The 20,613-nt window shown below is 72.2% G+C and carries 20 protein-coding genes and 1 riboswitch; of the genes, 10 read left to right on the top strand and 10 right to left on the bottom strand.

Going from position 1 to position 20,613, the window contains the following annotated elements; genetic code table 11:
• The first annotated feature begins 109 nt into the window (after window positions 1–109).
• On the top strand, window positions 110–958 hold the full coding sequence (locus ACWEV3_RS07800) for a helix-turn-helix transcriptional regulator (protein WP_452613132.1): 849 nt from the start codon (window positions 110–112) through the stop codon (window positions 956–958).
• 8 nt (window positions 959–966) lie between these two features.
• Here ACWEV3_RS07800 and ACWEV3_RS07795 read toward each other — a convergent pair whose 3' ends face one another.
• Window positions 967–2,292 carry a purine-cytosine permease family protein gene (locus ACWEV3_RS07795; protein WP_452613131.1) on the bottom strand — a complete coding sequence of 442 codons (1,326 nt, stop codon included), beginning with the start codon at window positions 2,290–2,292 and terminating at the stop codon, window positions 967–969.
• Window positions 2,283–2,395: riboswitch (TPP riboswitch) on the bottom strand. (Overlaps the previous gene by 10 nt.)
• A 43-nt stretch (window positions 2,396–2,438) precedes the next feature.
• A complete protein-coding gene (locus tag ACWEV3_RS07790) occupies window positions 2,439–3,941 on the bottom strand; it encodes a helicase HerA-like domain-containing protein (RefSeq protein WP_452613130.1) in 1,503 nt (500 codons plus the stop codon).
• A 174-nt stretch (window positions 3,942–4,115) separates the two neighbouring features.
• Between ACWEV3_RS07790 and ACWEV3_RS07785 the strand changes: the two genes are divergently transcribed.
• The 7 genes from ACWEV3_RS07785 to ACWEV3_RS07755 all read left to right on the top strand — a co-directional run bounded on the left by ACWEV3_RS07785 (window position 4,116) and on the right by ACWEV3_RS07755 (window position 9,353).
• Window positions 4,116–4,499, top strand: coding sequence for a VOC family protein (locus ACWEV3_RS07785; RefSeq protein ID WP_452613129.1), 384 nt, complete (start codon window positions 4,116–4,118; stop codon window positions 4,497–4,499).
• A 183-nt stretch (window positions 4,500–4,682) separates the two neighbouring features.
• Window positions 4,683–5,507 (top strand): ATP-dependent sacrificial sulfur transferase LarE, encoded by an 825-nt coding sequence (gene larE, locus ACWEV3_RS07780; RefSeq protein ID WP_452613128.1) that lies wholly within the window; start codon window positions 4,683–4,685, stop codon window positions 5,505–5,507.
• Complete coding sequence (gene larB / locus ACWEV3_RS07775; RefSeq protein WP_358571837.1) at window positions 5,504–6,172, top strand: nickel pincer cofactor biosynthesis protein LarB; 669 nt, start codon at window positions 5,504–5,506, stop codon at window positions 6,170–6,172. Before larE ends, larB begins: the two co-directional genes overlap by 4 nt.
• Window positions 6,169–7,317 (top strand): nickel pincer cofactor biosynthesis protein LarC, encoded by a 1,149-nt coding sequence (larC, locus tag ACWEV3_RS07770; protein WP_452613127.1) that lies wholly within the window; start codon window positions 6,169–6,171, stop codon window positions 7,315–7,317. The genes larB and larC overlap by 4 nt, the downstream gene beginning before the upstream one ends.
• A gap of 119 nt (window positions 7,318–7,436) precedes the next feature.
• Entirely contained in the window at window positions 7,437–7,823 is a 387-nt protein-coding gene (locus ACWEV3_RS07765; protein ID WP_452613126.1) for a YybH family protein, read from the top strand.
• 82 nt (window positions 7,824–7,905) lie between these two features.
• Window positions 7,906–8,772: an SGNH/GDSL hydrolase family protein gene (locus ACWEV3_RS07760; RefSeq protein ID WP_452613125.1), complete on the top strand. Its 867-nt coding sequence runs from the start codon at window positions 7,906–7,908 to the stop codon at window positions 8,770–8,772.
• A 32-nt stretch (window positions 8,773–8,804) separates the two neighbouring features.
• Window positions 8,805–9,353 (top strand): GNAT family N-acetyltransferase, encoded by a 549-nt coding sequence (locus tag ACWEV3_RS07755; protein ID WP_452613124.1) that lies wholly within the window; start codon window positions 8,805–8,807, stop codon window positions 9,351–9,353.
• A gap of 18 nt (window positions 9,354–9,371) precedes the next feature.
• On the opposite strand, the gene ACWEV3_RS07750 is transcribed toward ACWEV3_RS07755, so the two are convergent.
• The 8 genes from ACWEV3_RS07750 to ACWEV3_RS07715 form a co-directional block, all read right to left on the bottom strand.
• Window positions 9,372–11,105, bottom strand: coding sequence for a hypothetical protein (locus ACWEV3_RS07750; RefSeq protein WP_452613123.1), 1,734 nt, complete (start codon window positions 11,103–11,105; stop codon window positions 9,372–9,374).
• Complete coding sequence (locus tag ACWEV3_RS07745) at window positions 11,105–12,928, bottom strand: alpha-L-fucosidase (protein WP_452613122.1); 1,824 nt, start codon at window positions 12,926–12,928, stop codon at window positions 11,105–11,107. Before ACWEV3_RS07745 ends, ACWEV3_RS07750 begins: the two co-directional genes overlap by 1 nt.
• Before the next feature lie 209 nt (window positions 12,929–13,137).
• Window positions 13,138–15,225, bottom strand: coding sequence for a xanthine dehydrogenase family protein molybdopterin-binding subunit (locus ACWEV3_RS07740; RefSeq protein WP_452613121.1), 2,088 nt, complete (start codon window positions 15,223–15,225; stop codon window positions 13,138–13,140).
• Window positions 15,222–16,208, bottom strand: a complete 987-nt coding sequence (locus ACWEV3_RS07735; RefSeq protein WP_452613120.1) for an FAD binding domain-containing protein — start codon at window positions 16,206–16,208, stop codon at window positions 15,222–15,224. The genes ACWEV3_RS07740 and ACWEV3_RS07735 overlap by 4 nt, the downstream gene beginning before the upstream one ends.
• A complete protein-coding gene (locus tag ACWEV3_RS07730; RefSeq protein WP_452613119.1) occupies window positions 16,205–16,696 on the bottom strand; it encodes a 2Fe-2S iron-sulfur cluster-binding protein in 492 nt (163 codons plus the stop codon). The genes ACWEV3_RS07735 and ACWEV3_RS07730 overlap by 4 nt, the downstream gene beginning before the upstream one ends.
• A gap of 64 nt (window positions 16,697–16,760) precedes the next feature.
• Entirely contained in the window at window positions 16,761–17,048 is a 288-nt protein-coding gene (locus ACWEV3_RS07725; RefSeq protein WP_452613118.1) for a hypothetical protein, read from the bottom strand.
• Between the two features lie 6 nt (window positions 17,049–17,054).
• Window positions 17,055–17,972: a non-homologous end-joining DNA ligase gene (gene ligD / locus ACWEV3_RS07720; RefSeq protein ID WP_452613117.1), complete on the bottom strand. Its 918-nt coding sequence runs from the start codon at window positions 17,970–17,972 to the stop codon at window positions 17,055–17,057.
• A gap of 6 nt (window positions 17,973–17,978) precedes the next feature.
• Window positions 17,979–18,548: a DNA polymerase ligase N-terminal domain-containing protein gene (locus ACWEV3_RS07715; protein ID WP_452613116.1), complete on the bottom strand. Its 570-nt coding sequence runs from the start codon at window positions 18,546–18,548 to the stop codon at window positions 17,979–17,981.
• 182 nt (window positions 18,549–18,730) lie between these two features.
• Between ACWEV3_RS07715 and ACWEV3_RS07710 the strand changes: the two genes are divergently transcribed.
• Window positions 18,731–18,946, top strand: coding sequence for a hypothetical protein (locus ACWEV3_RS07710; RefSeq protein WP_358571865.1), 216 nt, complete (start codon window positions 18,731–18,733; stop codon window positions 18,944–18,946).
• 150 nt (window positions 18,947–19,096) lie between these two features.
• Complete coding sequence (locus ACWEV3_RS07705; protein WP_452613115.1) at window positions 19,097–20,578, top strand: CoA transferase; 1,482 nt, start codon at window positions 19,097–19,099, stop codon at window positions 20,576–20,578.
• Window positions 20,579–20,613 lie beyond the last annotated feature (35 nt).

The raw sequence follows: 20,613 nt of genomic DNA, 5'->3' as shown, positions 1-20,613 counted from the left end.
CTGGTGTTCCGTCCACCGTGCGACCCCGGTGCGCCGACCGGCCAGACCCGCGTTCGCCTACCCCCGGCAGGGTCAGGCTCACCGGCCGGGCGCGGCGGATACTGCGGGTATGGGTGTTCCTGGCTTGCTGGGCGAGTTCCTCCGGGCACGGCGTGCGCGCCTGCGCCCCGACGACGTCGGCCTGCCCGAGTTCCACGAGCGGCGACGCGTGGCGGGGTTGCGGCGGGAAGAACTGGCGCAGCTGGCCGGGGTGAGCGTGTCCTACTACACGCGCCTGGAGCAGGGCCAGTCGGTCAACGCCTCTGACGCGATCCTGGATGCCCTCGCCGGAGCCCTGCGGCTCGACGAGCACGAGCGCGAACACCTCCACCAGCTAGCCGCGCAACGTCCCCGTCCGCAGCGCCGCCCTCCGCTGGAACGGCTCGACCCCTTGACCCGCGACCTGCTGCGGTCGTTCGGGGCCGTGCCCGCGCTGGTCCTCGGCAGGCGGACCGACGTGCTGGCCTGGAACGCGCTCGGCCACGCGCTGCTGGCCGGGCACCTCGACCGAACCGCTCCGGAACGCCCGGCGGACCGGCCGAACCTGGCCCGGATGCTGTTCCTCGACCCGCACACCCGCGACCTCTACGCGGACTGGCAGCGCAAGGCGCGCGCCGCGGTCGGCAACCTCCGGCAGGTCGCGGGGCGGCATCCCGAAGACGCCCTGCTGGCCTCGCTCGTCGGCGAACTGTCCATGAAGAGCCCGGAATTCGCGGCGCTGTGGAGCGATCACCGGGTCAAGCCCTGCGAAGCGGACGAGTACGAGCTGCGCCATCCGCTGGTGGGCCCGCTCGCGGTCGCGCAGCAGATCCTCGTGCCGGCCCGCTCGCCGGAGCAGTCCGTGGTCGTGGTCACGACCGCGGACGGCTCCAGTGCGGAGAATGCGATCAAGCTGCTCGCGATGCGTGCGCGGGATTAGCGCGCGTCTCAGCTCTCCGCGCCGCGGCGGCGGAAGGCACCGATGATCGCGGCCGCGAGGGCTGCCACGACGAACGACGTGAGCGCGGCGCTCATCCACGCCGGGACGGTGAAGCCGAGCGCGTCCCGCAAACCGGTCCACAACTGGCTCCACCAGCCGAGTTCGCCCGGGTTGATCAGCTGGAACGCCGCGAAGCCCAGGAACCAGGCCAGCAGCATGCCCCAGCGGGACGGGGCCTGCGCGGACAGATCGTAGCTGCGACGGCGGCCGTGCAGGAAGTAGTCCACCGCCAGCACGCCGAACATCGGCACGAACACCGAGCCGATCAGCAGCAGGAAGTTCGAGAACTCGGCGATGTCCAGGGTCAGCGCGAGCAGCGTGATCAACGCCCCGATGATCACGCACAGCACCCGGCGGTCGGCGCTGGGCCGCAGGTTCTGGATGGAGACCGCGGTCGAGTAGGTGTTGGCGAAGGACTGGTCGACCTCGCGCAGCACCAGGACGCCGAAGAAGATCACCCCGAGCGGCACCGCGAGCATCGGGTCGAACACCTTGTCCGCATCACCGGCCACCATCGCCAGCCCGATCAGCCCCAGCAGGTAGCAGGCGATCTGGGTGACCGAGTAGCCCACCGTCGCGGCCGTGAACGCGCCGGACACCGACTTCGAGTGCCGCGAGTAGTCCGAGGCGACCGGGATCCAGGACACCGCGACCGCCAGCGCGGCGTCCGCGCCGGGCCAGAAGCCCTGCCAGGAACCGGTGCTCATGTCCGGCAGCGGCTGCCGCAGCAGCTGGACGAAGAAGTACACCATCGCGATCGCCACCGCGATGCTGACGTAGCGGCGCAGCAGGCGCAGCGCGCCGAGCGGGCGCAACGTGAGCACGGTGGTCAGCGCACCGGCCACCAGCACGTACAACCAGTGCGGGCCGCCGCCGAACAACGCCTCCGCGCCCTGCGCGATCACCAGGAGTTCGAAGGTTCCCCAGCCGATCAGCTGCAGGATGTTCAGCACCGTCGGCAGGTACGACAGCTTGGTGCCGAACAGGCCGCGCAGCAGCATCATCGCCGGGGCGCCGGTGCGTGCTCCCGGAACGGCCGCGAGGCCGACCATGATGCTGCCGATCACGGTGCCCACCACGCACGCGGTGACGGCGGCGGCGAACGACAGCTGCGGCACGCCGGCCGGCGCGAGCACGGCCAGCGCGCCGCTGAAGCCGAGCAGGCTCACCCCGAGGTTGCCCCAGAACGCGCCCTGGTCGAGCACGCCGAGCGTCTTCGGTGCCGGTTCGTCCAGGGTGTGCGGAACTTCGGCACGATCGACGTCAAGCGCCATCAACAGCTCCCTACGCCGGCATTATCCGGACAGGTTCTGCGGTCGGTGGCGCTGTGGTGCCACCCTCTCAGCCCGGTGCGCCCGAGCTCCCGCGTGGATTGAGTCGGCGACACCCTACCCCGATCAGGTGACCGATGCCAGCCGGGTCACCGACGGCGGTTGCCGAACAGGCCGCGGGTGATCTCCCGCCCCAGCGCGCTCGCCGCCGAGCGGAAGAACGACCGCACCGCGGGATTGTCCATCGCCTTCTCCAGGAATCCCGACGCTTCCGACCTCTCCGGCGCTCCAGGCTTTTCCGGCACGGCGGCGATCTTCTTCGCCAGGAGTTCGTAGGCGGATTCCCGATCGACGGTCTGCTCGTACTTCCCGTGCAGATCGGATGAAGCGGCGGCGGCTCGCACCGCGTCCTCGCCGATCGCGCCCATCAGCGAGCGGGGCGCGCGGAGCCGCGTCCACGCGACCGGCGTCGGCGCACCGGTCTCGGAGAGCACCGTCACGATCGCCTCGCCGATGCCCAGCGACGTCAGCGCCTCGTCGAGCTCGTAGTGCTCGGTCGTCGGGTAGGTCTTCACCGTGCGCGCCAGGGCCTTCTGGTCGTCCGGGGTGAACGCCCGGATGGCGTGCTGGACCCGGGCGCCCAGCTGGGAGAGCACCGCGTTGGGCAGGTCGGTGGGCAGCTGCGTGCAGAAGAACACGCCCACCGCCTTGGACCGGATCAGCTTGACGGTCTGCTCGATGCGCTCCAGGAACGCCTTGGACGCGTCGCTGAACAGCAAGTGGGCCTCGTCGAAGAAGAACACCAGCTTCGGCCGGTCCAGGTCGCCGGCCTCCGGCAGCTCCTCGAACAGCTCGGCCAGCAGCCACATCAGGAACGTCGAGAACAGCACCGGGTCGGCCTGCACGTCGTCGAGCTCCAGCAGGTTCACCACGCCCCTGCCGTCGACCTGGCGGAGCAGGTCGGCGACCGCCAGCTCCGGCTCGCCGAAGAACTCGTCCCCACCCCGGGCCTCCAAATTGGACAGTGCCCGCAGGATCACGCCCGCGCTGGCGGCCGAGACCCCGCCGATGCCCTTGAGCTCGGCCTTCCCCTCGTCGCTGGTCAGGTACTGGATCACCGAGCGCAGGTCCTTGATGTCCAGCAGCGCGAGCCCGCGCTCGTCGGCCCAGTGGAAGATCAGGCCCAGCGTCGACTCCTGCGTCGCGTTCAGGCCGAGCACCTTCGCCAGCAGCAGCGGCCCGAAGCCGGTCACGGTCGCGCGGATCGGCACGCCCCGGCCGCCGGTGCCCAGCGACAGGAACTGCACGGGGAACGCCGCGGGCCGCCAGTCGTCACCGACCTCGGCGGCGCGGGCCGCCACCTTGCCCCCGCCCTCCCCGGGAGCGGACAGGCCGGAGAGGTCGCCCTTGACGTCGGCCAGCAGCACCGGCACGCCCGCGTCGGACAGCTGTTCGGCCAGCAGCTGAAGCGTCTTCGTCTTGCCCGTGCCGGTCGCGCCCGCCACCAGGCCGTGCCGGTTCATCGTCGCCAGCGGGATCCGCACGGCGGCAGCGGCATCGACCGAGCCGTCGACGACCACCGCGCCGAGCTCCACCGCCGCGCCTTCGGTCGCGTAGCCCGAAGCGATCTCCTGTGCCGCGTTGCCCGCCACCGCGCCCTCCGATCCTCGCCGGTTCCCACCCGCTCGACGCTAAGCCGCCGGGGACCCGCCCGGGCGACGCGCCACCCGGACGAGCGATACCAGCAAGGGCCGGTATTGACCTCGACCTTGGTGTAACTCCTAGCCTCGGGAACATCGGAACACGACGAGGAAAGCGAGAACACCATGCCCGTCCAGCTCAACCACACCATCGTCGCCACGTCCGACAAGGTCGCCCACGCTCGGTTCGTGGCCGACCTGCTCGGCCTCCCGGACCCGGAACCGTTCGGCCCGTTCATGTGCGTCCAGACGAGCAACGACGTCACGCTGGACTACCTGGAGACCGCCGAGAAGATCGTCCCGCAGCACTACGCGTTCCTGGTCAGCGACGAGGAGTTCGACGAGATCTTCGGGCGGATCAAGGCGCAGGAGCTGCCGTACTGGGCCGACCCGGCGCACCAGGAGGCGGGTGAGATCAACACCCGGGACGGCGGCCGCGGCGTCTACTTCGACGACCCCGACGGCCACGTCCTGGAGATCCTCACCAAGCCCTACGGCAGCGGCCGGTAGCAGATTCCCCCTGGTCAAGCACGGAGAGCGCGTTGGGCCGCGGCAGCCGCCCGGCGCGCTCGCGCGCGTGCTCCGGGGGGATGGGATCTTCCGCCGAATCCGGTTAGAGTGTGGTCAGACCACCTGTCCGGACCGTGGCGTTCCCGTCGCCGGGCGGTCGAAGGCGGAGGAAAGGAGCCACCCGTGAGCGTGCCCGAACTCGATCGTCTCCGGCAACGGATCGGCGCGGAGGAGGCCCTCGTGGTGGCGTTCTCCGGCGGTGTCGACTCGGCACTGCTGGCGGCCGTGGCGCACGAGGTGCTCGGTTCGCGGATGCTCGCGGTCACCGCCGTCTCACCCAGCCTCGCCGCCGACGAACGCCGGCAGGCCAAGGAGTTCGCGCGCGGCCTCGGCTTCGCGCACATCGAGGTCTGCACCGACGAGGCCGACCGCCCCGAGTACGCCGCGAACGACGGAAACCGCTGCTACCACTGCAAGTCCGCACTGTTCGACGCGCTGGAGCCGCTAGCGGCCGCCATGGGCGCCGGCATCGCGCTGGGCACCAACCTGGACGACCTAGGCGACCACCGGCCCGGCCAGCAGGCAGCCGCGCAGCGCGGCGTCATCGCGCCGATGGTGGACGCCGGGCTCAGCAAGGAAGCGGTCCGGCGGGCCAGCCGGGAACTCGGACTGTCCACTGCGGACAAACCGGCGGCGGCGTGCCTGGCCTCGCGCGTCGCCTACGGCGACCCGGTGACGCCCGAGGTGCTCGGCCGCATCGAGGAAGCCGAAGCGGCGATCCACCGCCTCGGCTTCGAGGTGTGCCGAGTGCGGGCGCACGGCCAGGGCGCGGTGGCCCGGCTGGAGGTCCCGGCGGCCGACATCGACCGGGCCGCGGCGCGGCGCGAAGAGCTGGACCGCGCGGTGCGCGAGGCCGGTTTCCAGTTCTGCGCGCTGGATCTGGCGGGATTCCGAAGTGGACGGATGAACGTCCTGCTGCCGCTGCTGCCCGCCCGGACCGCCTCATGACCGGGTTCACCGATCTCGGGTACGCGCGGGTCGACACCGACCGGGAATCCCGGCAGGGCCTCCCCGAGGTCGTCTACGCGCCCGGCAAGCAGCCCGCGGAGATCGCCGGCATCGTCGCCGAACTCCTCGCCCGGGGCACCGGGCCGGTGCTGGTGACCCGCGTCGAGGCCGACGTCGCCGCGGCGATCGCGGTGCCCGGTGGCACCTACCACGAGACCGCGCGGCTGCTGGTGTGGCGACCGGCGGCGGCCGGGGCGTTCCGGGTCTGCATCGCCACCGCGGGCACCTCGGACTGGCCGGTGGCCGCCGAAGCCGAGGCGGTGGCGGCCGCGATCGGGCTGTCGACCGAGGTGGTCCGCGACGTCGGCGTGGCCGGGATCCACCGGCTGCTGGCGGCCCGCGACGAGCTCGACCGGGCCGACGCGGTGATCGTGGTGGCGGGCATGGAGGGCGCGCTGGCCAGCGCCGTCGGCGGGCTGGTGGCCTGCCCGGTGATCGCGGTGCCGACGTCCACCGGTTACGGCGCGGCCCTGGAGGGCGTGACGGCGCTGCTGGCCATGCTGACGTCCTGCGCGGCGGGCCTGACCGTGGTCAACATCGATTCCGGGTTCGGCGCCGCGATGGCCGCGCACCGGCTGGCCCAGGTGGTGGCGAAACCGCGATGATCCTCTGGCTCAACCCCGTCACCGGCGTCTCCGGGGACATGCTGCTCGGCGCGCTGCTCGGCCTCGGCGCGCCGCTGGACCGGGTGCGCGCGGCCGTGGCGTCGACCGGGCTGCCGGGCTGGCGGCTGTCCACCGAGCAGGTGCAGGTCAACGGCATCGCGGCGACGAAAGCGGTGGTGGACGTCGACGACACCAGCACCGAACGGCACGCCTCGGAGCTGATCGCGCGAGTCCGGCAGGCCCGGCCCGAACCCGTGGCGGAGCTGGCCGCCGCGGCGATCACGGCGATCGCCGAGGTGGAAGGCGCCCTGCACGGCGAGCACCCGGACGACGTGCACCTGCACGAGATCGGCGGGCTGGACACCGTGGTGGACACCGTCGGCGTGGCCGCCGCGCTGCACGCCCTGGGCATCACGGCCGTGCATTCCGCGCCGCTGGCGCTGGGCAGCGGAACGGTGCGGTGCAGCCACGGCGTGCTCCCGGCGCCCGCCCCGGCGACCCTGCGGCTGCTGCGCGGCGCGGCCGTCGTCGGCACCGACCTGCCGGGCGAGACGGTCACGCCGACCGGCGCGGCCCTGCTGCAGGCGATCGGCACCCGCTTCACCCCTCCCCCGGCGATGACGGTGCAGGACACCGCCTACGGCGCGGGCACGCGCCGGTTCTCCCAGCGCCCCAACGTGCTTTCGGCGACGCTCGGGGTGCCGCTGGGCGCCGGACCGGCCGAGCCGATGGTGGTCCTGGAGTGCAATGTGGACGATGTGACCGGCGAGGTGCTGGGGCACGTGATCAACCGCGCGCTGGAGCGCGGCGCGGCGGACGCCTGGACGACGCCGGCGACGATGAAGAAGTCCCGCCCGGCCCAGGTGCTGCACGTGCTGTGCCGCCCGGAGCTGGAATCCGGGCTGTCCGACCTGGTGCTGGCGGAAACCGGCAGCCTCGGGATCCGCCGCCACTCGGTGGACCGCCGAGCCCTGCCGCGCCGGACCACGACGGTCACGGTGCAAGGCCACCAGATCCGCATCAAGCACGGCCCCCACCACGCGAAACCGGAGCACGACGACGTCGCAGCGGCAGCGGCGGCCCTGGGCCGCCCCCTCCGAACCATCGCAGCCGAAGCCCTCGCGGCCGCGCGGCGAGACACCTGAAATACACCGTTTCCGCTGGTCAGGAACCGTGTCTACGTCGTGTTGCCAGAGCGACACCAAGTGCACACGGGCGTTGGGCTGCTGCGCGAGGGGCTTGGCGGTGCCAGACTCTTCAGGTCATGGACTGGGAGCAGGTGCGTGCGTGGGTCGCCGGGTACGAGCGGGCCTGGCGCACCCCGGGCGTCGACGCGCTCGCCGGGATCTTCTCCCCGGACGCGAGCTATCGGCAGGCCCCCTACCTCGAACCCGTCGTCGGCCTCGCCGCCATCGGGCGGATGTGGGAGGCCGAGCGGGTCGGGCCCGATGAGGAGTTCCAGCTGACGAGCAGCCCCGTGGCGATCGAAGGCGACACCGCCGTCGTCCGGGTCGAGGTCCGCTACGGCGGTTCGGTGCCGCAGGAGTACCGGGACCTGTGGGTCATCCGGTTCGCCCCGGACGGGACGTGCCGGGCCTTCGAGGAGTGGCCGTTCTGGCCCGACAAGGACTACCGCGCCGCGCCCGGCTGACGCGCCGATTCTTCGCCCAGCGGTCGCCGGATGGTCACCGCCGCCTCACCGCCGCAGGAAGCACGGCCATCACGATGATCACGTGCAGGACGCGATCACGGCGGGCCCGCGCGGCCCGCGGAGAACACGGACCCTCGCGGTGCTCGGCGATTCGGTCGCCGTGGGCATGGGCGACCCGGTGGCCGGCGGCTGGCGCGGGTTCGCCCCGCTGCTGGCCGAGGCGCTCGGCGCCGCGGAGCTGGCGAACGTGGGGGCAAGCGGCGCGCGCATCGCGGCGGTGCATGACGCTCAGCTGCCCGCCGCGCTGCGGGCCGCGCCGGATGCCGCCGTGGTGATGGTCGGCATGAACGACACCATGCGCTCCGACTTCGACGCGCGCCGCCTGCGGCGGCAGCTGAACGACGTCGTGGGGGTGCTCGCCGCCACGGGCGCGGTCGTCGTGACGATCCGCTACCACGACCACGGCCGGGTCTTCCGGCTCCCCGGGCCGCTGCGCAAGGCGCTGGCCAGGCGGATCGACGAGCTCAACCGGATCTTGGACGCCGTCGCCGCCGAACACGCCGCCGGCGTCGTGGACCTGGACCGGCTGCCGGGCGCCTACCACCCGGCGACGTGGAGCGTGGACCGGCTGCACCCCTCCGAGCTCGGGCACCGGATGCTCGCCGCCGCCTTCGCCGACCGGTTCGCCGCGGCCGGGCTGGCCGTGCCGGGCACGGTGTCGCTGGAGTGCTCCGGCGGCGCGCGGGTCAGCGGGTTCGACCACCTGCGGTGGCTGCTCGCCAAGGGCGTCCCGTGGCTGTTCGGCCGCGGCCACGACCTCCTCCGGTACTCCCTGAAGATCCTCCTGCGCGCCGCGCTGGCACCCCGCCGAAACATTTCGTCCATTGAGGACTCCGAACGCGGCGCGAATCCGGAAAAGCCGCTCAGGAACGTCGCCGCACCGGACTAGGATGCGTTCGACCGATCTCTGAACGGAGAGCCATGTTCAGCCATCCTCTCACCGAAGACGCCGCGCTGACGCCGCTCGAACCCTGGCAGGCCGCCGAGTTCGCCGCCCACGCCGAGCGCTACCGCGACCACCTGGCCCCGTGGCTGCCGTGGACCGAGATCGTCACCGACGAGGCGTCCGCCCGGGCCTTCCTGCAGAGCTACGCCGACCGGCAGGCCGCCGACGAGGGGCGCATCTACGGAATCCGGCTGCGCGGCGATCTCGTCGGCGGGATCCTGTTCCGGATCTTCGACGTGCCTTCGGGCGTCTGCGAGCTCGGCGTGTGGCTCGCGCCGGAGGCGGAGGGGCGGGGCCTGATCACGCGGGCCGCGACGCACCTGATCGGCTGGGCCATCGGGGTGCGCGGCATGAGCCGCGTCGAGTGGCGCAACGACGCGGACAACCACCGGAGCAAGGCGACGGCACAGCGCCTGGGCATGACCCTCGACGGCGTGCTGCGCGAATCCGTCCTGCACCAGGGCCACCGCCGCGACGTCGAGGTCTGGTCCCTGCTCGCCTCCGACTGGCGCTCCCGGTCGTAGCTCCCGCGACCCCGGACGTCACCGGTACCGGTCGACGGATTGGCGCATGCCGTGATCCGGATCGGCGTCGTAGGTGCCGTCCGGGTTCCGCGGCCCGAACGACTGCGGGACGTACAGCGAGGCGCACGAGGGGTTCTCCTCGGCGAGGCGGCGGAACTCCGACCAGGCCCGGTCGTACCCGGCGATGTGCGCGCGGATGGCCGCCGTGTCGTAGCTGCCGGTCCGGTCGCCGGCGAAGCCGCGCAGCATCGCGCCCCAGCCGTGGTGGACCACCCGGTGCAGCAGCAGCCCGTACCTGCTCGAAACCCGCAGGTACTCGCGGGTTTCCGGATCCGGGGGCCGGATCTGGGCGGCCAGCCGGTCGATGCGGGCCCAGATCGCCACCGCGGCCGCCTTCTCCGCCAGCGCCGCGTCCACCAGCCCGGCGTCGAGCACGCGCTGGAAGTCCGCGGTGAGGTCCTTGTCCGAGCCGCCCAGGAACTGGTCCCGCAGCCACGTCGTCCGGCCCAGCTCGAACACGGTGCTGTAATGCCCGCGCAGCACTCCCGCCGCCGAAGCCAGCGCGAGCCACCGGAAGCGATCTCTGTCCACTGCGGACAGACCTAGCCGCTGTCCGTGCTCGTCGAAGATCGACCGCTCGGCGCGCCCGGTGTCGCGCGCCCACCGGCTCACCACCGCGAAGTTGAGGTCGCACCAGAGCTCGTGCTCGATGTACGGCCCGCGCCAGCCGCCGCCGCGCGACCACGTCCAGATCCCGCGCAGGTTCGGGTGGTCCCGGATGTCGGCGAGCCCGTTGGGCCCGGGCGCGCCCGCGTTCTCCTCGAACCCGTTGAGCACGCCGTCGCCGATGTAGTTCGGATGCGCGCCCTTGCCCTCGTACTCCCGCTGGCACTGCACCTCCACGACCTGCGGGTGCCTGCCGATGGCGAGCGTCGGGTTGAACGCCCTGGTGCGCCAGTAGTCGCCCCGGGTGTGCTTGATGGAGAAGATCAGGTTCGGGTGCGGCGGGACGCGGTCGGTGACGCCCAGGTAGTACGCCGGATCGGTGTGGAAGCCGTCGAACGACCACGTGCGGTAGAACAGCAGCTTGCCGCGCTTGGCGCAGACCTCCTCCCGGAGGATGTCGAGCAGCAGCAGGTGGCTCTCGGCGCCGCGGGTGATCGGGTTGTTGCCTGTGTGGTGCGGCGTGTTCGACAGGTACGCCTCGCCGGTCCGCACCACCAGCCCGTCCAGGTCCGGGAACCTGTCGAAGACCTCGGCCAGCATGATCCGGTGGAGCTGCCTGGTCAGCGGGCGGTCCAGGGAGATCCGCCCGTCGCCGTCGAGGATCTCCCCGGCGTGGAGCTCCACCAGGCGCTTCGGCAGCACGATGATGTCGGTGAAGTACAGCGCCCGCAGGCCCGCGCGGTGGATCTGCCGGATCCGCTCGTCGATGGTCGCGGCGTTCCACTCGACCCACGCCCTGGCGTCCGAGCCCCGCGGGAAGATCCGCTCGTCGAAGCCGTCGAAGGTGACGGCGGTGTGCGGCGGCCGGAACTCGTTGACCACCTGTGCGTTGTGCCCGTGCGCGGCCAGCGTCCGCGGGTCGTTGTAGGCGCTGCGCGTCGGTGGCTCGCCCGGGTTCGAGTGGACCATGTCCATGAGCCAGTCCAGGCGCCGCGAGTCGCGCGCTCGCGCCACACTGCCGGGCAGCGCCGCGCCGGCCGCCACGAGCCCGCCGGCGAGCAGCGCGCCGCGCCTGGTCAGCGGCATCATCGCTCCGGGTGGAGCTGGCCCGCCGGGATGATCTGCTGCGGTGTGTTCGGGCTGGTCCACAGCAGCTTCGCGACGCCTTCGTCGGTCTCCTTCTTCATCTCCATCCGGATCGCGTACCGGCGACCGGCTTCGAACGGGACGGCCGCGTCGTCCACCGCCGGGCCGTGCCCCGACCAGTTGTCGATCACCAGCCGGTCGTCGATCCACAGCCGGACGGCGTTGGACGAGACCGTGCGCAGCGTGTACGTCTCGGTGAAGCGCGGTTCGAGCGTGCCGGTCCAGCGGGCCGAGTAGCCGGCGGGCAGGATCGTGGGATCCGGCGAGCCGGTGTACTTCCAGTCGAAGTTCACGCCCGGGTCGACGCGGGTCACGTCCGGTTCGCCCGGCGAGTTGCGGTGCGCCCAGAAGCGCGCGGTCAGCCCGGTCCCGTCGCCTTCGGGCGCCGGGCGCGGCGTCGCGACGTCCAGTTCGATGACGGTGGCGAGGCCGTTCGCCGGCCCGCCGGAAGGGCGGATCGTCACCGCGTCGCCGGCGCGCTCGACGTCGACCCGCTGGTCGCTGCCCAGCACCCGGGCGGCCGTGACGTCGAACGCGGATTTCGCTTGCAGCGTCAGCGAACCCCCGCTGCCGGGCCAGTCGTACACCGACGCGTAGAGCTTCCCGTCGCGGCGGCTCACCGTCCCCCAGCCCGGCTGCTCGACGATGCCCGGCGCGCCCGCCGACAGCACCGCGGCGCCCTGGCCGTCGCGGCGCAGCCATTCGCCCACGTCGCGCAGGCGGCTCACCGATTCCGCCGGTACCCGGCCGCGCGCGTCGGGGCCGACGTTGAGAAGGTAGTTGCCGGCCCGGCCCGCGGTGGTGGTGAGGTTGCGGACCAGGTCGGCCGAGGACTTCCAGTCGTGGTCCCACTTCGCGTAGCCCCAGTGCCCGTTGATCGTCATGCAGGTCTCCCACAGCTGCCCGGCGACGGGCTCGCTCGGGATCTCCTGCTCGGGCGTTCCGGTGTCGCCGTCGGTGACCCGCCGCTTGCCGACCCGGTTGTTGACGATCAGCTCCGGGTCCAGGCCGCGCACGAAGGACTCCAGGCGCTCGCCGTCCTGCGCGGTCCACGGGTTGGGCGGGTTGTCGGTGCTCCACTCGCCGTCGAACCACAGCAGGGCCGGGTCGTAGTCCGAGACGAGTTCCCGCAGCTGTTCGCGCATCCGCTCCTGGTAGCGGTCGAAGGTGTCGGGGTTCGAGGCGTCCGGGTCGTGCCAGTCCCAGATCGAGTAGTAGAAGCCCAGCCGGATGCCGTACTTGTCGGTCGCCCGCTTGAGCTCGGCGAGGATGTCGCGGCTGGAGTCGAACGACGAGTGGTCCCGCAGGTTCCACCGGTTGACCTTCGTCGGCCACATGGCGTAGCCCTCGTGGTGCTTGGCCGTGATGACCAGGTAGCGCTGCCCGGCCTCGGCGGCGGTGCGGGCGATCGCCTCGGCGTCGAACCCGGCCGGGTCGAACCCGGCGACCAGGTCTTCGTACTCCTCTCGCGGGATCGCGCATTCGCGCTGGATCCACTCCGCGTTCCGGCACACGCTGCCGTCGGGCCGCCGGTATTCGCCCTCCAGCTGCGAGTAGCCGCCGAAGTGGATGAACATCCCGAACCGGCTGTCGCGCCACCACTGGGTCCGCTCCGAGGTGAAGGGATCGTCGATCGCGTAGTTCGTGCCCGGATTCGCCGGAGCCTGTTCGGCGTTTCCCGGCACGGCCGACCCGGCGAGCAGGACCGCGGCGAGCAGGCCGATCGCGGCCGTTCTGGCCGAACGCGCGGAAGTTCCCGGCATGAAGCCCTCCCCGTCGAGGCGATCCGGTGATCCGCGAGCAGTCAAACAAACGCCCGAACACGCGGACAAGACGCCCATCGGGCGACGCGATCGACTCGGAGAGCGGAAAACCCCGCCAGGTTCGGCAATTCCGCGCAGCAGCACTGCTGCGCACGGCGCAGCCGTTCACGGACATGAACAGCAAATGTCCATTGTGGATCAGGCGCGCGTCAGGACAGGAACCGATCCAGGGTGATCGGCAGGTCCCGGACGCGGATGCCGGTGGCGTGGTGGGCGGCGTTGGCGATCGCCGCCGCCGTTCCCACGATGCCCAGCTCGCCGATCCCCTTGGCGCCCATCGGGTTCACGTACGGGTCGTGCTCGTCGATCCAGTCCGCCTCGATGTCGCCGATGTCGGCGTTGACCGGGATGTGGTACTCCGCGAAGTCGTGGTTGACCACGTGCCCGAACCGGGGGTCGACCACGCTGTGCTCGTGCAGCGCCATGGACAGCCCCATGGTCATCCCGCCCAGCAGCTGCGAGCGCCCGGTCTTGGCGTTGATCATCCGGCCGACCGCGAAGATCCCGAGCAGCCGCGGCACCCGGAGCTCCCCGGTCGCGGTGTGCACCCGGACCTCCGCGAACTGCGCGCCGAAGCTGTGCATGGACATCTGCCCGGCGTACGGGTTGTCCGGCAGCGCCCCGGTGACCTCCACGCCCTCGTCCGGGACCGGTTCCCCGGCCGGCAGCTCGGCGCGCAGCCGGCGGGCCGCGTCCACGATGGCCGAACCCCAGCACAGGATGCCGGTCGACCCGCCCGCACCGGTGGCGTAGGGCAGGTCGGTGTCGCCGATGCTCAGCGCCACCTCGGACATCCCGACGCCCAGCGCGTCGGCCGCGATCTGGGTGAGCGCGGTCCACGCCCCGGTGCCGATGTCGGCGGCGCCGATGAGCACCCGGTAGCGGCCGTCCGGCCGGGCCTGGATGATGGCCCGCGATCCCGGCATGCTGAACACCGGGTACGTCGACGCGGCCACCCCGGTGCCGACCAGCCACGGCCCGTCGCGGTGCGCGCGCGGCGCCGGATCGCGCCCGGTCCAGCCGAACCGCCGCGCGCCCTCGCGCAGGCAGGCGACCAGGTTCCGGCTGGAGAACGGCCGGCCGGTCTCGGGATCGGTGTCCGGCTCGTTGCGGATGCGGAACTCGACGGGATCCAGGCCGCAGGCGATCGCCATCTCGTCCATGGCGACCTCCAGGCCGAACATGCCCGGCGCCTCGCCGGGCGCGCGCATCCACGACGGCACCGGCACGTCGAGCTCGGCCAGCCGGTGCGTGGTGCGGCGGTTCGGGGCGGCGTACATGATGCGCGTGGGCACGGCGGTCTGCTCGGCGAACTCCTTGATCCGGGAGGTCTGCTCGACCACGTCGTGGCTGATCGCGGTCAGCACGCCGGATGCCTCGCAGCCGAGCCGGATCCGCTGGATGGTGCCGGTGCGGTAGCCGACCACCGAGAACATCTGCTGGCGGGTCAGGACGAGCTTCGCCGGTCGCGGGGCGACGAGCTGCGCGGCCATCGCGGCCAGCACCACGTGCGCGTGCGGCAGGCCCTTGGAGCCGAAGCCGCCGCCGGTGTGCGGGCAGACCACGTGGATCCGGTGCGGTTCCATGCCGAACAGCGCAGCGATCGTGTCGCGCACCCAGTGCACGCCCTGCGTGGAGTCGTAGAGGGTGAGCTCGTCGTCGGTCCACATCGCGATGGTGGCGTGCGGTTCCAGCGGGTTGTTGTGCTCCTGCGGCGTGGTGTAGGTGGCGTCGACGACCACCGCCGCGGCGGCCAGCGCGCCGTCCACGTCACCTTCGTCGGTGTCGGTCGGGAAGCCGCCGTTGACCTCGCCGGGCTTGACCAGGTCGGTGCGGGCGGGGTGGAGGGAGACGTCGTGGGTGCGCGTCTCGTAGCTCGGCCGCACCAGGTTCGCCGCCCGCCGGGCGGCCTCCGCCGTCTCGGCGAGCACCGCGCCGATGAACTGCCCGCGGAAGGCGACCTCGGGCGACTGCAGGATCGCCAGTTCGGCGTCCTTGGTCGAGGCCAGCCGCGGCGCGTTCTCGTGGGTCAGCACGCCCAGCACGCCGGGTTCGCGCATCGCCGCCGCGGTGTCGATGCCGGTGATCCGCCCCAGCGCGATGTCCGACTGCAGCGGGAACACGTGCACCGGCCGCTGGACCGGGTGCTCCGCCGCGTACAGCGCGGCGCCCCGGACCTTCTCGTCGCCTTCGATGCGGTCGACGGGCGCGCCGATCAGGCTGGTCGTGGTGGTCATCTCCGCACCCCCGCGAGCTCGGCGAGGACGTCGACGATCATGTTGCGCGTCAACGGGATCTTGAACTCGTTGCCGGGCAGCGGCCGCGCGTCGGCGAGCTCCGCATCGGCGGCCTCCCGGAACTTCTCCTCCGTCGCAGCGGCTCCGCGCAACACCATCTCGGCCCGGGTCGCCCGCCACGGCTTGTGGGCGACGCCGCCCAACGCCAGCCGGACGTCACGCAGCCCGCCGTCGGCGACGTCCGCGGCGGCGGCCACCGACACCAGCGCGAACGCGTACGACGCGCGGTCGCGGGCCTTGCGGTACCGGGAGTTCACCGCGAAGCCCAGCGACGGGATGTCGATCGAGGTGATCAGTTCGCCGTGCTCCAGTACGGTGTCCCGCTCGGGCTCGTCGCCGGGCAGCCGGTGCAGCCCGACCAGCGGGATCGCCCGCTGCCCGTGCGGCCCCTGCGTGTTCACCACCGCGTCGAGCGCGACCATCGCCACTGCCATGTCGGACGGGTGCGTGGCGACGCACGCTTCGGACGTGCCGAGGATCGCGTGCTCGCGGTGGAAGCCCTCCCGCGCCGAGCAACCCGTCCCGGGCTCCCGCTTGTTGCACGGCGTCGTCACGTCCTGGAAGTAGACGCATCTGGTTCGCTGCAACAGATTCCCGCCCGTCGTCGCGAGGTTGCGCAGCTGGCCGGAGGCACCCGCGAGCACCGCCTGCGAGAGCAGCGGGAAGCGCTCGCGGATCACCGGATCGGCGGCCAGCGCGCTGTTGGTGACCGCGGCGCCGATGCGCACGAACTCTGGGTGCTGCTCGATCCGGCCGGAGGTCAGCCGCCGGACGTCCACCAGCACGTCCGGCTGCTCGACCTCCAGCTTCATGAGGTCCACCAGGTTGGTGCCGCCGGCCAGGAACGCGGCGGTGGGCGTCGCGGAGAGGGTGTCCACCGCGGTCGCGACGTCGGCGGCGCGCTGGTAGCGGAACGGCTTCATCGCTGCGCCACCTCCGCGATGGCCGGGACGATGTTGGCGTACGCGCCGCAGCGGCACAGGTTCCCGCTCATCCGCTCGCGGATCTCGTCGGCCAGCCCGGCGCCGTCCGCGGTGACCGCGCTCGGCTCGCCGTCGCGCATCTCGCACAGCACACCGACGGCGGAGCACACCTGGCCGGGCGTGCAGTATCCGCACTGGAACGCGTCGTGCTCGATGAACGCCCGCTGCACCGGGTGCAGGTCGGCGCCGGCGAGGCCGTCGGCGGTGCGGAACTCGGCGCCGTCGAAGGCCACCGCGAGCATCAGGCAGCTGTTGACCCGGCGGTCGCCCATCAGCAGTGTGCACGCCCCGCACTGGCCGTGATCGCAGCCCTTCTTCGCGCTGGTGATCCCCAGCGCTTCACGCAGGGCGTCGAGCACGGTCGTGCGCGTGTCGACGGTGAACCGGTGCTCGGCCCCGTCCACGACGAGGGTGATCTCGGCTTCCACGGTCCCTCCCCTCGAACCTGTGCGACAGGCGTACCCGGGAGGCCGCCGAGTCACTCACGCCCCGTCAGAAGCCTTCTTCCTCCGCGGCTCGGTCGTCGATGCTCTCGTCGATGCCGTTTCGTGGCTGTTCGGGCTCGATGTCGGGCACCTCCTCGGCCAGGTGTTCGTCGAGCGACTCGCCCTCCCGTTCACTCCGTGGGGTCGGGCGATCGCGGGTCTCCGCGGACCAGTGCTCGGGCGGCTCGACGCCCTGTTCCACCGGGTCGCCGCCGAGTTCGTCCGCGTCCAGGCCTTCTGCGCCCGGCAACGTCGTCGGTTCCTGCTCCTCGGCACCGCTTCGCGGTTCGGACATTGCTCGTCACTCCTCCTCCGGCCGGTCCCGGTTGCCGGGATGCGGAAAGTCGCCGGCGGATCGCGCGTCCTCCAGGCCGGCCCAGGGGTCGGCCTTCTGCGCCAGCCGCCGCGCCATGTTCGCCAGGCCGTAGGACTGGGGCGCCGCCCGGCCGAGCTCGTCGAGGTCCAGCGGGGTGGCGGCCGGGGCGCCCGGGCGGGCGCGCAGCGAGTAGGGCGCGATCATCGTCTGGCCGTAGGCGTTGCGGTTGGTGTCCAAGAAGATCCGGTTCCCCCGCTTGTCCTTCCGCTGTTCGACGGTGAGCCGGTCCGGCTCGTCGCGCGCGGCCTGCTCGGCGAGCTCCCGGATGGCGGCCCGGACCTCGTCGAAGCCCCGCTCGCCGCGCAGCGCGGCGGCGACGTGGAACCCCTTGCCGCCGGTGGCCTGCACGTGCGGCGACAGGCCGACGTCCCGGAACCGCTCGCACATCCGCCGCACCACCGCGCGGAGCTCCGGCAGATCCGCACCCTCGGGCGGGTCGAGATCCAGCACGGCGAGTACCGGCCGGTCCAGATCATCCACCGTGGACAGTCCGATGTGGAATTCCAGGCACGCCTGACCGGCCAGGTAGAGCAGGGTCGGCGCGTCGTCGACGACGACGTGGTGCACCGTGCCCGGCTCGCCCCGCTGCGGCACGGCCGCCACCCGCACCCAGTCCGGGAAGTGGTTCGAGGCCTCCTTCTGGAAGAACCCGCCGGAGCCGATGCCGTCCGGGAACCGGCGCAGCGTCATCGGCTTGCCGCGGGTGTGCTCGATCATCACCTCCGCTACGGAGCGGAAGTATTCGATTACATCCCGTTTCCGGTACCCATCGTCGGGATAGAGGACCTTGTCCGGGTTGGACAGTTCGATCCGCCGCCCGTCGACCTCCACCAGCGCGGTCACCGGCCGTCACCGCAGCTCGTCGTTGGTCCGGCCGGTGAGCACCGACTCCGGTTGCGTGCTGACCGGGTTGCGCCGCCGGTCGGCGCCCTCGTCGGCCACCTTCACCAGCAGCCACTGCTCGCGGCCCCGGAACTCCGCGCGGGTCAGGGCGAACGCCCCGCGGAGCTTCTCGCCCTCCAGCCACACCTTGACGTGCCCGGCGGAAAGCCCATCGGCCATCGCAACCGGCTTGCCGTCGCTTTCGGTGTCGTTGCGGTAGGTCCCGGCGTCCCACACGACGACCGTGCCCGCGCCGTAGCCCTCCGGGATCTCGCCCTCGAACTCGGCGTAGTCGAGCGGATGATCCTCGGTCGGCGTGGCCAGCCGCTTCTCGCGCGGGTCCGGCGACGGGCCCTTCGGCACGGCCCACGACTTGAGCACGCCGTCCACCTCCAGCCGGAAGTCGTAGTGCAGGCTCGACGCGTCGTGCTTCTGCACCACGAACCGGGGCCGCTCCCCCGGCTCGCCACCGGCGGGCTCCCCGGATCGCGCGAGATCGCGTTTGCGGCGGTAGGTCGCCAGATCGTTCTCGGCCATGTCATCCGCGTACCCGGCGAGCGGCCCGATCAATCGGATGGCGGGTACGGCCGTTCGCGCGATGCCCGTTGACCGGGCAGCGGCCTCTCATTGAGACGATCGGGTGAAGTGTGGAACTCCGGGCCGCCGCATTTGGTCCTATGGGGCGAGAACCGACTGGGGCCGAGCCCGGGAGAAGACCTATGCAACAGCACGTGCACGCCGAACTGATCGGCGGCCCCGAAGACGGCCGCTCGTTCATCATCCCCGCGCCGGACACGGATTTACCCCTCGGCCAGTTCACCTTCCCGTCCCCGCGCGACGGCGAAGCGCCCTGCGCCCGCTACGACCGGCACGACCGGCGCGCGGACGGCGTGTGGCGCTACCAGTACGCGGGCGAGCACAACATGCTCCGCTGACGTCGCCGCCCCAGTCCTCAGTGGATCCTCCTCCGGTCACGTCGCGTGACCGCCGCGGTCACGCCGCGTTCGCGAATCGGTCCAGCCGGGCGCGCGGTGAATAGTTAGCCTGCATAAGGAATTCCGCGCGGCACCAGTCCAGGAGGAACCGTGTCCCTCACCGAGCGAATCAGCAAGGCGATCGCCGCCCCCGCCACCGACGACGCCTTCGATCCGAACGCCGAGCTCGCCGACCTGCTGGCCGGCGTCGGGCTGGACCCGGCGGACGCCGGTGGGCGCGTCTCCTTCCGCGGCGCGGACCCGGTGGTGCCGAGCCCGCTGCGGCTGGGCGGGGCAGCGGGCATCGCGCTGGCCGCCAAGTCGGTCGTGATGGCCAAGATCTGGCAGCTGCGCGGCGGGCGCGGCCAGGACATCTCGGTGGACCTGCGCACGGCCCCGCACCGGCTGTGCCCGTTCTACGACCGCCGGTGGGAGCTGCTCAACGGTTATCCCGGCGCGAGCCCGGCGAACCCGAGCAACGCGCTGGGCTTCGCCTTCTACCGCACCGCCGACGACCGGTGGGTCATGCCGCTCAACCCGTACCCGAAGCTCAAGGTGGGGGCGCAGAAGCTGCTGGGCGTGCCGGACGACGCGGCGGCGGTGGGCCGCGCCATCGCCGGCTGGCGGGCCGGCGACCTGGAGGAGGCGGGCGAGGCCGCGGGCGTGGTCATGCCGATGCTGCGCAGCCCGGCGGAGCTGCTCGCCGAGGTCCAGTACCGCGACTTCTTCGCCGACATGCCGCTGATCGAGGTCACCAAGATCGGCGAGAGCGACCCCGAACCGTTCCGCCCCGGCAGCGCGCCGCTGGACGGCGTCCGCGCGCTGGGCATGGGGCACGTGATCGCCGGGGCCGGCGTCGGGCGCGCGCTGGCGCTGCACGGCGCGGACGCGCTCAACATCTGGCGCCCCGGCGAACTCGAGCACGACACCACCTACATCACCGCCAACGTCGGCGTCCGATCGGCCACAGTGGACCCCTACCGGGCGGAGGGCGCCGCGCTGATCCGGCGGCTGCTCGCCGGCGCCGACGTGTTCTACGCCAACCGGCGGCCCGGCTACCTGGAGTCGATCGGGCTGTCGCCGGAGGAGGCGGCCGCCACCCGCCCGGGCATCATCCACGCCACCGCGATGCTCAACGGCAGCGCCGGGCCGTGGGCGCAGCGGGTCGGCTTCGACCAGTCCGCGGGCAGCCTGGTGGGGATGATGAACCTCGAAGGCGGCGGCGAGACGCCGGCGCTGCCGCCGATCCTGGTGGTCAACGACTACATCGTGTCGTGGCTGCTCGCGCTCGGCGTCGGCCAGGCGCTCATCCGCCGCGCCACCGAGGGCGGCAGCTACCGCGTGCACGTCTCCCTGACCCGGGCCGCCCTGTGGATCCTGAGCATGGGCATCTTCGACCGCGACTACGCCCACGCCGTCGCGGGCACCGGCGAGGAGCACGCCTACCTGGACCCGGAGACCTTCACCGCCGACACGCCCCTCGGCCGCTACCAGGGCGTCACCGACCAGGTCCGCATGTCGGAAACCCCGGGCGCCTACCGGCACGTCCTGCTCCCCCGCGGCGCCAGCCGCCCCGAGTGGCTCCCCCGCTGACCGCCGTGGCCCGTGTGCATTTTGTGCTGCTATGA

Source organism: Saccharopolyspora sp. NPDC003752, from assembly GCF_053605825.1.
Note: the sequence above shows the minus strand (reverse complement) of the source record. Positions and strands in the feature narration are given on the sequence as shown.